At 69.9% G+C, this 11,926-nt stretch carries 8 protein-coding genes; 2 read left to right on the forward strand and 6 right to left on the reverse strand.

Features of this window, described 5'->3' with window-relative positions; translation table 11 throughout:
• Positions 1-80: 80 nt before the first annotated feature.
• The 5 genes from H6726_27820 to H6726_27840 all read right to left on the reverse strand — a co-directional run bounded on the left by H6726_27820 (position 81) and on the right by H6726_27840 (position 7,409).
• Complete coding sequence (locus H6726_27820; GenBank protein MCB9661487.1) at positions 81-3,419, reverse strand: efflux RND transporter permease subunit; 3,339 nt, start codon at positions 3,417-3,419, stop codon at positions 81-83.
• Entirely contained in the window at positions 3,416-4,648 is a 1,233-nt protein-coding gene (locus tag H6726_27825; GenBank protein MCB9661488.1) for an efflux RND transporter periplasmic adaptor subunit, read from the reverse strand. The genes H6726_27820 and H6726_27825 overlap by 4 nt, the downstream gene beginning before the upstream one ends.
• Entirely contained in the window at positions 4,645-6,174 is a 1,530-nt protein-coding gene (locus H6726_27830) for a TolC family protein (GenBank protein MCB9661489.1), read from the reverse strand. The genes H6726_27825 and H6726_27830 overlap by 4 nt, the downstream gene beginning before the upstream one ends.
• Positions 6,171-6,851, reverse strand: coding sequence for a TetR/AcrR family transcriptional regulator (locus tag H6726_27835; protein ID MCB9661490.1), 681 nt, complete (start codon positions 6,849-6,851; stop codon positions 6,171-6,173). Before H6726_27835 ends, H6726_27830 begins: the two co-directional genes overlap by 4 nt.
• A 174-nt stretch (positions 6,852-7,025) precedes the next feature.
• A complete protein-coding gene (locus H6726_27840; GenBank protein ID MCB9661491.1) occupies positions 7,026-7,409 on the reverse strand; it encodes a hypothetical protein in 384 nt (127 codons plus the stop codon).
• Between the two features lie 139 nt (positions 7,410-7,548).
• On the opposite strand from H6726_27840, the gene H6726_27845 reads away from it, so the two are divergent.
• Positions 7,549-8,688 (forward strand): HEAT repeat domain-containing protein, encoded by a 1,140-nt coding sequence (locus H6726_27845; protein ID MCB9661492.1) that lies wholly within the window; start codon positions 7,549-7,551, stop codon positions 8,686-8,688.
• Here H6726_27845 and H6726_27850 read toward each other — a convergent pair.
• Positions 8,674-11,187: an MMPL family transporter gene (locus H6726_27850; protein ID MCB9661493.1), complete on the reverse strand. Its 2,514-nt coding sequence runs from the start codon at positions 11,185-11,187 to the stop codon at positions 8,674-8,676. The two genes, H6726_27845 and H6726_27850, sit on opposite strands and share 15 nt — an antisense overlap.
• 174 nt (positions 11,188-11,361) lie before the next feature.
• Between H6726_27850 and H6726_27855 the strand changes: the two genes are divergently transcribed.
• Positions 11,362-11,874 carry a hypothetical protein gene (locus H6726_27855; protein ID MCB9661494.1) on the forward strand — a complete coding sequence of 171 codons (513 nt, stop codon included), beginning with the start codon at positions 11,362-11,364 and terminating at the stop codon, positions 11,872-11,874.
• Positions 11,875-11,926 lie beyond the last annotated feature (52 nt).

Genomic DNA, 11,926 nt, shown 5'->3' on the forward strand with positions numbered 1-11,926 from the left:
GCGGAGGGCATCCAGCGCGGGACTCCGGGGCTCGGGCCGAGCGTTCGCGGGCGCGCCGTCTCGCGCGCCCGTGACCGACGTCACTCCGCGGGGGAGCTCCCCAGGCCCGGGTCCGAGATGAGCGCGTCGGCGGGGCCGTCCGGCTCTTCCGGCTCTTCGTCCGGCTTCTCGCCCTTCAGCCAGTGCATGAAGTTGCCCACGCCGCGCGTCGCGTCATCCAGCGCCATGTACGCGGCGGGGATCAGAAGCAGCGTGATGAACGTCGCGAAGAGCACCCCGAACCCGAGGCTGATGGCCATGGGGATGAGGAAGCGCGCCTGCACGCTGGTCTCGGAGATCATCGGCGCCAAGCCGAAGAAGGTCGTGAGCGAGGTCAGCAGGATGGGCCGGAAGCGACGGGCGCCGCCCATCAGCGTGGCGCGCCAGATGTCGTGGCCTTCTCGTCGGAATTCGTTCGTCGCGTCCACCAAGATGAGCGAGTCGTTCACCACGACGCCCGCGAGCGCCACGATGCCCATCTGGCTCATGATGCTGAGGTCGTAGCCCATCACCACGTGGCCCCACACCGCGCCGATGAAGCCGAATGGGATGGCGAGCAGCACGAGCAGCGGCTGCGCGTAACTCTTGAAGGCCACCGCGAGGAGCGCGTACATCGCGAAGAGCGCGAATGCGAAGCCCATCAGGAGCGAGCTCATGGTCTCGGCCTGACGCTGCTGTTCCCCGCCGAGGCTGTGGGTCAGCCCGGGGATGTCGCGCTCCAGCTGCGCCACCTCGCCAGCGACGATGCGCTGGACGATCTCACCTGCGTTGGTGTCGCCGTCTTCCACGTCCGCCGTGACCGTGATGGTCTGACGCCCGTCCGTGCGCCGGATGACGGTGTAGGCGCGCCCGCGCTCCACGTGCGCCGCCTGCGCCAGGGGCACCTCGACGCCGCTCGGCGAGCGCACCATCATCTGCTCCATCTCGTAGAGCGACACGCGGTCCTCGCGCGGGCGCCTGACGAACACCCGCACCTCGTCGCGTCCGCGCTGCTGGCGGACGGCCTCGGTGCCGTAGTAGGCAGCGCGCACCTGCCGGGCCAGGTCGGCCTCGGTGAAGCCCATGGCGCGCCCTTCGGCGGTCAACGTGAAGTCCAGCTGCTCCTTGCCCACGGCCACGCCGCTGTCGATGTCGCGCAGGCCCGAGTAGGCGCGGATCTCGTCGGCCAGCCGGCGCGCGGCGGCCTCCAGCACGGTGCTGTCCTCGTGGATCAGCTCGATGGCCACCGGCGATCCGGGTTGCACGCCCACGTCGTAGTTGAAGACCAGCGAGTCCACACCTGGGATGTCCGCCACCTGCGCGCGCCAGTCGCGCACGATCTCGGAGGTGGTCACGGCGCGCTGCTCTTGGCCCACCATGTAGAACATGACCGTGCCCAGGTTGCTGCCGAAGACGCCCGCGCCCCCCGTGACGTCGGGCTCGAGCGAGGTGTTGGCCCCAATGTCCAGGTAGATACCCCGCGAGATGGTCCCACCCTCGTTGCTCTGGTGTTGCTCGATGAGCGACTCGGCCACGCCAGCGATCTGTTCCAGGGCCCGACGGGTGTCCGCGATGGGCGTGCCCACCGGCATCTTCAGCATCACGGTGATCACGTCGCCAGCGGTCTTGGGCAGGAAGGAGAAGCCCACTCTTCCGCCAGCGATCAACCCCACGGAACCCATCATCAACGCGATGCCCGACACGAGCGTCACGTAGCGCCAGCGCAGCGCGAGCTTGAGCGTGGGTAGGTAGGTGCGCTGGATGATGAACTCGAGGAAGCGCGCGACCTGCTTGCTGGGCAGCAGCTGGAGCGGGATGAGGATGAAGAAGAGCGACTTCTCCATCAGCCACGGCATCTTGTGAGAGAGGTGGGCCGGTAGGACGAAGAGAGACTCCGCCAGGGAGATGAGCAGCACCAGGATGACGACGATGGGCAGCACGCGGAAGAACTTGCCCATGACGCCCGGCACGAAGAGCATCGGCATGAACGCGATGCACGTGGTGAGGATGGAGAACACCACGGGCGTGCCCACGCTCGAGACGCCCTTGATGGCCGCGTCCTTGCGCGAGAAGCCCTTCTCCCGCAGCGAGTAGATCGACTCGCCCACGACGATGGCGTCGTCCACGACCATGCCCAGCGTCACGATGAACGCGAAGAGCGAGATCATGTTGATGGACACCTCGGCGGGGTCGAAGAAGATGATCGATCCGGCGAACGAGATGGGGATGCCGAGCGTCACCCAGAAGGCCAGGCGCGCCTCGAGCAACAGACCCAAGATGAGCAACACCAGCACGAGGCCTTGCAGCGCGTTGCGTCGCAGGAGGTCGATGCGGTCGGCGTACATCTCGCTCATGTCCGCCCAGGTGGTGATGTGTACGCCCGGGGGGAGCTGCTGCGACGCGCGTTCGGCGTACTCCTTCACGGCGGCCGCGACGTCGAGCGGGGTCTCGTTGCCGACGCGGAACGCGCTGATCATCACGGCCCGCTGGCCGTTGAAGCGCACCGCGCGCTCGTCCTCGGCGAATCCGTCCCGGATGTTGGCGATGTCGCGCAGCAGCAGCTGTGTCCCGTCGGGTCGGGCCAGGACCGCGATGTCCCCGAACTCCGCGCCGCGGTCGCGCCGCTCGGTGGTGCGCAGCAGGACCTCTCCGGCGGTCGTCCGCACCGTGCCCGCGGGCAGCTCGATCGACGCGGCGCGCACGCGGTTCGCGATGTCGTCGATGGTGAGCCCGTACTGGCGCAGCCGGTCCTCGGGCACCTCGATGCTGATCTCGAGCTCGCGCGTGCCGCCAATCTCCACGTAGGTCACGCGCGGGTCCGAGAGCAGGTCGCGCCGGGTGTCCTCTGCCAAGGAGCGCAGCGTGCCCTCCTCGAGGTCACCGTAGAGCACTAGGCTGATGGCCTGGGTGCGGTTCGAGATGAGGCTCACCACGGGGCGCTCGGCGTCCTGCGGGAACGACGTGATGCGGTCGACGGCGCTCTTCGCGTCGTTCAGTCCGCGGTCTTGATCGGCCCCCAGCTGCAGCTCCACGAGCACCAAGCCGTTGCCCTCGTAGGCCGCCGAGCGTACCTCCTTCACGCCGTCGAGACCCTGCACGGCTTCTTCGACCGCGAGGATGATGGACTGCTCGATCTCCGCTGGGCTCGCGCCCGGGTACACGACGGAGATGGAGATGGTGTCGAGCTCGACCTCGGGGAACACCTCCTGACGCACGGACAAGAGCGCCAGCAGGCCGCCGAGCACCAGCACGAACATGAGCACGTTGGCGGCCACGCCGTTGCGCGCCATCCACGCGACGGGGCCCGTGATGCCTTCCGAGTGCCCGTCCTTGCGCTCGTCGAGCGGGACGTTGGGGTCCGGCGGCGGGAGATCGCTCGGATCGATGGGCGTCTGGCTCACGGGGTCCCCTGGGTGGCGTCTGCCTCGTTTGCGTCGGGGGACGCCTGCGCGGTGGTGGTCGGCGCGCTGCCGGCCGTGCGCAGCCGCATGCCGGGGAGGGCGGTGCCAACCTGGCTGCGGATCACACGGTCACCCGCGTCGAGCCCGGTGCTGACCATGACCGAGTCCGGTAGGCCCCACACCACGCTCACGCGACGTGTCTCGAGGGTGTCGTCGGCGCTCATGACGTACACCACGTTGCCCTCGTGCACGGCCGCTCGCGGCACTTCGATGACGTCCTCGAGCGGCGGGGCGTCGATCTCGACGCCCACGAACGAACCCAGCAGCAGGGGGACGGGCCCGTCGAGGGGGTCCGGGATGGAGACGATCACGCGCGCCATCGCGCCGTTGGGGTCCAGGTCGGGCAGCAAGCGCACCACACGGCCGGTGCGCTCCACGCGCTGTCCCCCGACGTCCTGGACCACCGTCGCCTCGGACCCTTCGCTCTCCGAAACCACGATACTTGCGAGGGACGCGACGGGCACGCTCACCTGGATCCAGAACTCGTCGGTCCCCACCAATGTGGCGAGCTGCGACTGCGGCCCGACGACCTGGCCGACCTCGACCGCCTCCGTGGTGACCATGGCGTTGAAGGGCGCGCGGATGGTGGTGCGCGACAGGTTCAGGCGCGCCCGCTCGACGGAGCTGTTGGCGGCCACCACGCCCACCTGGGCCGTGCGCAGCTGCGGGTCGCGCGTGGCGAGGGCGCGGCCACTCTCCCCGGCCTCGGGGTCGCCGAAGGAGGCCCACTCGCGCTGGGCGACCGCTTGCCGGCCACGCTCCATCTGGAGCTCGAGCTCGGCGCGGTTGACCTCCGCCGTGCTCGCCTCGACGGCCAGGCGATAGTCGCGGGCGTCGATGCGCAGCAGCGTGTCGTTGGCCCGCACCCTCCCGCCCGCGACGAGCTGCTCGTGGTGCCAGCGCACACGACCGCCCACTTCGGGGATGACGACGACCTGGCGTGCTGGACGCACCGTGCCCTGGGCGCGAATGCGCACCTCGTGCGTGGCGCGCGCGACCGTGGTGACCTCCACCAGGATGCCCTCGTCGACGCGCTCCACGCGCTCGGCCTCGGGCCTGGTGTTCTTCATGTAGGTGAAGAACCCGGCCGCCATCCCGAGCACGAGCAGGATGAGGAGCAAGGAGACCAGCGCGCGACCTTTCTCGCTGCGAGAACGTGGGTTGGTCATGGCGTGTTGCTTTCAGCTTCTTCGATGAGGGAGTCGGCCCAGGTGCCGCCGAGCGCCCGGTGGAGTTGGATGCGGTGGGAGAGCAGTTGCCGCCGCGCGTCCAGCAGCGCGGCCTGGGCGCCTTGGTGCATGGCGATGGCGGTCAGGACCGGCAGGAAGTCGCTCAGGCCCTGGCGATAACGTGCCTGCGCCGCGTCGAGCGTGGCAGCGGTGAGCTCGAGGCGACGCTCGAGGTGCTGGAGCCGCACCCGCTCTTGGCGCTCCTGGACGAGGGCGGCCTCCACCTCCACCAGCGCGTGCAAGATGACGTCGTGGAAGTTCTCGACCGCCTCGGCGACGCGCGCCCGCTCGAGCTCGACCATGCCGCGTCCGCGGAAGCCGTCGAAGAGCGGCACCGAGAGCTGAGCGCTGGCCTGGTACGTGAAGCCATGCACGGCGCCCGTGAAGCGGCTGGCGTCGAAGCCGGGGATGCTGTTCTCGCCCGGCTCGATGATCTCCGAGTCACTCCAGCTGTAGGTGGGCGTGAACTGCAGCACGATGGTGGGCAGCCGCTGGGCGATGGCCACGCTGACGCGGCGGTCGCTCGCCTCGATGCGACGGGCCGCCGCACGGACGTCTGGCCGGTTCATCAGCAGCGACGCTGGGAACTGTGCGTCTGGGGGAGCTGGCAGGTCGGGCAGGGTGCCCGCCGCCTCGGGGAACGGACTGCTCGGCGCCTCACCAATGAGGATGGACAGGCGCTGACGCAGGACCTCCTCCGTGCCCGAGAGGAGCGCCAGCTGCGCATCTGCGTCAGCGACTTGCACGCGTTGCTGGTGCACGTCCACGGCGCTCGCGAGCCCCTGGTTGAAGCGCAGCTCGACGAGCTCTTGGTACGTCTGGTTGGTCTGCTGTTGCTCGGTCAGCAGGTCGCGCTGGGCGCGCACGGAGCGCAGGTCGAACCACGCCTCGGTGATGGACGCGACGAGCGTGATGTAGGCTGCCTGCGCGTCCAGGCGCATGGCCTCCGCGTCCAAGCGCGCAGCCTCGGCCTCGCGGCTGCGGCGGGCCCACAGGTCCACTTCGTAGCTGACTGGGAGCGACGCGCTGACCGTCATGGTGCGGGTGTTGCCTTGGAAGGCGCTGCGCTGCGTTCCCACACCGAAGCGCGCATCGAAGCTGAGCTGTGGGAAGCGGGACGCGCGAGCGATCTCGGCCATGGCCTCGGCTTGCCGCACGCGCGCGCGCATGGAGTTGAGCGAGAGGTTGATGGCCAGCGCGCGGCGGACCAGCGCGTCGAGCGCAGGATCTCCCAGCTGGTCCCACCACGGAGCGCTGATCTCGGTGGCCTCGCGCGCGCCCGGAGGAGGCGGCACGGCACCCGCGGTGAGGCTCGCGTCGGCGTCCTCCGCCCCGGACCCCTGAGAGGAGTAGCCCTCCGGCAGCGGATGCGCCGGCTGGGGATCGCGCAGCCGCTGGTACACGCAGCCAGGCGTCAACAGGCCGAGCGCAACGCTGCCGAGGATCGCGACGCGGGTTCTGGTCATCCGATGGGCCCAGCTTTCGGCCCGGCGATGGCGCGCAGGCTCTGTTGGATGTGGAACGGGACGATGGCGTCCATGTCGATCGGGAAGGGCAGGCGCTTGCTGAACTCGTCGGCCCCGAGGTGCGCCATGAACACGCCGAGCAGGCTCGTCCACAGCTGGAGGTTGAGGAGGAAGGGGTCGAGGTCGGCCCGGATGCTGCCGTCCTGCTGACCGAGCCGCGTCGCGTCGAGTCCCAACTTGGTGATCTCACCAACGGAGCGGCGGTACTCGGCGAACGACTCGCTGTTGGGGTCGAGGTTCTGCCCTGGCACGCTCCAGCTGATGGCGAACCGGAACATGTGCGGGTGCCGGACGAACCACTCCGCGTAGGCGTTCAGCATGCTGCCCATCTTCGCCAACCCGACGGACTCCGCGTCGGACGCCGCGCGCAGGAACGGGATGAAGTCCCGCATCGAGCGCACCGCGATCTCCGCGCACAAGGCGTCCTTGTTCTGGAAGTACAGGTACAGCGCGCCCTTCGAGAGCTCGGCCCTCCGGGCGACGGCGTCCATGGACATCTCCCAGTAGCCCGTCTCGACGACGAACTCCTGGGCCGCAGCCACGATGGCTTCGCGACGCGCTTCACGCTCGCGCTCGCGGCGCGAGGGCAGCTTGCAGGTGGGGCGGATGGACGACATGGCGCTGTCGGGGGGGACGGCAGAGCGAGACGTAGCGCCAGCGCCGAGGGCCGGCAAGGAAGTTTTTGACTGCCGGTCAGTAAATGACCGCTAGTCGCACGGGATCCCTGCGCCTTCGCGGACTGTGAAGAAATGCAAACGATGTCAGCGGGATACCGACTCCGCCCGGTTCGGTCAGATGCAGACGAGCCCAGAAGGGCTCAGCTCGCACGTCAGCCCTGCGGGGCAGTCCGCGTCGTCGGCGCACTCTTCGAGGCAGAACGCGTTGCGGGCCTCGTCCGCGCCAGGGGCCACGATGATGCCTTCGCGGTCGACGGGGGTGCACGCGAGCGTGGGCGAACACGGGAAGCGGATCGCGCAGCGCGACGTGCAGAAACCGGCCCCCGCCGTCGTACCGTTCGGGTCGGCGCGCAGGACGACGCAGTCGAGTCCGACGGTGCACTGCGGGGTACTCTCGCAGGCCTCGAACAATCTGCGCTCCGTACTGCCCTCGCAAGCGCTCAGCAGGACGGCCACGCAGACCAAGCCCCAGCGGCCGAGGGTGTGCAGCGATGACACGCGGCGACCATACCATGCCACTCTCGGCTCGGCGCGCGCCCTAGCAAGTGTCAGACTCTGCAGCATGTCCGGCTGGCCTAGTCGCAGGGGTTCGTCGACAGCCCACCCAGCGTGGCGTGGCGTCCCCTGGTGTGTGGTGATGGCGCTCGGCGTGGCGGGCTGCGGGAGCGACTCCGACCGCCCCGTCCCGCAATCCCCCGCAGAGCCGCAGGCCGCGCTGGTGCAGCTGTCCGGGCACGAACGCGAGCGCATCCCCGAGGTGCTCGCCGAGCTCCGTGCGGGGGCCTTCTCGCGTAGCGCGATGGTGCGCGACAACGCCCGCATTTTTCTGTTCTTGGCCGAGACCGCATCGGACGACGAGGTGGTCGCGGGGTCGCTGCGCGCCTTGCGCTCGACATGGACGCACAGCCCTCGCTACGAACGACAGATGGCGCTGCTCACGCCCGAGTACGGGGCCGTCGTGCGGCTCAGGCTCCACGACGAGCGCCCCGTGGTCCAGGCGGCGGCCATCGAAGCGGCCGAGAAGACGCTGCTGACCGACCCCCCCGACGAGCGCGTGGCCGAGGAGCTGGCGGCGCTCGCGTTGGCCCACCCCGACCCCGCAGGGCGCCTCGCCGCCCTCGAAGTGCTCTGGAACGTGACGACGCTGCGGACTCACCCCGAGTCGATGCGCCCCTACGTCGATGCCCTCTCGGCCCAGCAGCCCTGGCTGGTTTCGGCGTCGTTGTTCCGGCTGTCCGGCTTCGGCGCGGCGTATCCCGATGCGGCGAACCTTCGAGCTCGTCTGATCGAGCTGCTCGGGCACGACGACCCCGGCGTGCGGGGACGGGCTGCCACCACGCTCTCCAGCGTCGTCGGTGTGGCGGACCCCGCGCGCGACGCGGCCGGGCGGGCGATCGAACCGCTCCTGCGGGACGAGCACCCGTTCGTGCGCTCCGCCGCCGCGACCGCCCTCGCGTGGCTCGATCAACGCACGGCCGTGCCCGCCATCGTCGCGCTGCTCGACGACTCGGCGCGCGACACGTACGACCTGCGCGGGTTCACGCGGCTCGATGGGACCCCGGGGTTCCTGCACCACGACGGGTCGCCCTGGTCGCGCGTCGACGACGCCGCCCTGCGCGCGCTCCAAGCGTTCAGCGCGCGCGTCGGAGGGCGCTTCACCTTCGACATCCAGCAGGACCGCCTCGACGAGTCCTTCGCGTCGGCGCACCGCACCGCGCGTGCTTGGTTCGAGACCGCACGCGGCGCGCTGTCCACCGTCCCGTCAGCCGGGCGGTAGCGTCCCCTGCGCGCGCGCTGCGTCGCGCTTGCGGAGTACGATCAGGAGGGCCGGCATGGTGATGACCGCGCTGATCAGGCAGGTGACCTCGCTGATGGCCATGGCCGCGCCGAAGCTGTTGAGGGCCTGGTTGGCGCTGGTGTAGAGGGTGGAGTACCCGACGATGGTCGTGAGCGAGCAGAGCACCACCGCGCCGCCCGTCTCTTCCACGGCTGCGCGCACCGGGTTCGGCGTGTCCAGCTCGCACTCGAGCGAGTAGCGGCGCATGACGTTCACGCCGTAGTCCACGCCGTTCCCGAAGGTGATGGGGAACGCGACGAAGTTCAGGAAGTTCAGCTTCATGCCGGCGAGCGCCATGGAGGCCGCCATCCACACGATCCCGAGGAGGAGCGCCATCATCGTCAGCGCGCGTTCACGCAGGCGACGGAACGTCAGGATCACCAGCACGAGCGTCGCCAAGAACGAGACGACGATGGTGCGCGGTCCGTCGTCGCTGATGACCTGAATCATGTCGGCGAACACCGGCGCGCGGCCCGCGAGGGGCGGGCGCGTACCGTCGGCCAGCCGCACCTCCCGCAGCGCCGCCGCCCACGCCATCAGATACCGCCCGTCCCACACGGACTCGCCGCGCTGCTTCTCCACGACGATCAGCCGGCCCCGCGTCCCGTCGCGTTCCGTGAACGGTCGCGCCACGTCCTCGGGCAAGTCCGCGAGCGTCAGCGCGTGGAGGTCTTCGGGGGGGGTGTGCTCGTCGAGCTGCGCGAGCTGCTCCGCGTCGGCGTAGGGGCGCATCTCCTCCAGCAGCTCGCGAATCTCTGCGAGGAGGGGGAGCTTGGCCTCTTGGTCGCTGGGGAGGAGATCCTGGATCACGCGCACTCGGGACCACGGGGCGTGATCCTCGTCCCGCAGGCGCTCCAGCTCGTCGCGGAGGGGGAGGGCATCCGCGACGTCGTCGACCACCAGCACGATGCCCTGACCCTTGTCCGACGACGACAGGAAGTCACCGATGCGCGCGTTGATGCGCTGCGCGGTGGTGGAGCCCTCGCGCAGGGACTTCAGGTTGCGGAAGTCGTACTCCAGCGGGTCGCCGGCCAGGTATTGGTACATGACCACGCTGGCCCCGACACCGAGCACCGCGCTCAGCGCGAGGGCAGCGCGGGGGGCGCGCTCCACCATGGCCGCGAACGCGCGTCCGAACACGCTGGCTCGCACGCCCTCTTCGGCGAGCTTCAGCGGCCTCATCCGTTCGCTGAGCGCCGTCGCAGCCGGGAGCACCAGCATCGCGCCGAACCAGCACAGCACCATCCCGGCGAACCCGATGATCCCGAAGTCCCTGAAGCCGCGGAAGTCGGTGATGATCAGCGATCCGTACGCCACCGCAGCCGCCAGGGAGGCCGCCGCGGTGGCCAGCCAGACCCCGCGGTGGGTTTGCTGCATCGCCTGCTCCACGCTGCGCCCAGCGCGACGCTCCTCGAAGTAGCGCGCCAGCCAGATGATGTTGGGGTTGATCCCGTTGCCGATGACGATGCTGCCGAGGAACGCCGTGGACGTGTTCAGGTAGTCGACCGCCAGCTCGGCGAAGCCGAACGTGATCACCACGGGCACCATGAGCGCGAAGCCCAGCAGCGGGATGCTGCGCGCCTTGCGGAAGAACACGAAGATGGCGCTCAGGACCAACACGATGGTGAGCGTGGTGGCGAGCACGAGCTCGTCCTTGATCGCGTCGTGCTCTTCACGCGCCACCACCAGGTCGCCGGCGAAGGTCAGCCGCAGGTCCGGCGCGAAGCGGCTGGGGTCGATGTCGGCCGCGATGGCCTCGACGCTCTCGCGCAGGGTGCGAATGCCTCGCGCGTTGCCGCCCTTGAGGTCGCTGCGCACGAAGATGACCAGCAGGTTGCCGTCAGGGTGGACGTAGAAGCCCCCTGGGAAGCGGGAGAGCCTGGCGCGCCCCTCCTCGGCCCGCGCGCGCATCCGCGCCATGACCTCGTCGGGCCCCGGCGGCGGCGTGGTGCAGTCGTCCTCCAGGCACACGAAGAACGGGTTCCGGCGGTTGTGCTCGAACATCACGCGCTCCTCGAGCGCCGAGCGGATCTCACGCAGGTCGTCGACCGAGGCGAACAGGTGCTTGTTCTCCTCCACGAACGTCTCGTAGGTGCCAACGTTCCAGTCCACGCTGCGCACCAGCTCCCGTGGCAGGTCCTCGAGCCGCGGCACCAGCTCGCGCGCGAAGCCCTGCATGGCCTCGAGGTCTTCGGACTCGATGGCCAGCGTCAGCGTGTTCAACCCCGCGACGCGCCCTTCGATCCGCGCGATGTCCTGCACGCTCGGCTTGTCGCGCGGCAGGAGCGCGTCCCAGGCGCTGTTCAGGCCCAGCTGCCGGACGAGAGGGACCGCGGCCGCCGCGAGCAGGAGCGCCGCAACGACGAACGCGCCCGCCCGCCGGAATTGGAGGCTGGCGAGGCGGTCGAGCAGCGCATGAATGGCTTGGATGAAGCGCATGGCGAGCGACTATGCCCGCCGCTGCGGGCGCTGTCATGCCGACGCCCTGCCATGTGCGCCACGAGAAAATCGTGACGGCGCGCAATGGCGCGCGGGCTGCGCCGAAGACCCCGCGTGCGGTGCAGCGCCGCCCCGCGTTCGCGCGGACCACCCCACGTCTCCAAAGGAGCCCTGATGACCAGCCCGATCTCCACCGTATCGTTCATCGTCGTCCTCGCAGCCACGATGGTCTGCCTCACCGACTGGCTCTTCCGCAGCGTCCTCACGCTGCGGAGCCCGCGACCCATGCGCGCAGCGGCCGCCACCCTCGCGCTCTCGTCTCTGACGGTCGGCCCCTCGGTGTTCGGGGTGGACGCCCTCCTGGGAGGGGACCTGGCCAGCTTGACGCGCGGTCTGCTGGCGCTCCTGGTCGGAGTCGTCCAGACGGGCCTCGTGGTCCGTCTCGTGTTCGATGCGTCGCTCCCCACGGCGCTCGCGCATGGCCTCATCCTCCAGCTCGCGTGGGGGGCCATGTCCGTCCTGGTGCTGCTCTTCGACCGGCTCGGAGGGCACTACTACGCGGTCCCCCTCGTGGCGTTCGTGGCCGTCCATGCGGTCGGGCGCGCCCGCGACCGGGACCTCGTGCGCCGCCTCAGCAGCGTCCCGCCGACGGCGCCGAACGCCGACCTGCGCGCCAACCCCGCCTGATCCCAGAGCCCCGAGGGTGCCCCACGACCGCGCTGGCCCGGCCGAGGGGCGC

It is taken from the genome of Sandaracinaceae bacterium (assembly GCA_020633055.1).
Classification (GTDB): Bacteria; Myxococcota_A; Polyangia; order Polyangiales; family Houyiibacteriaceae; genus JADJJE01.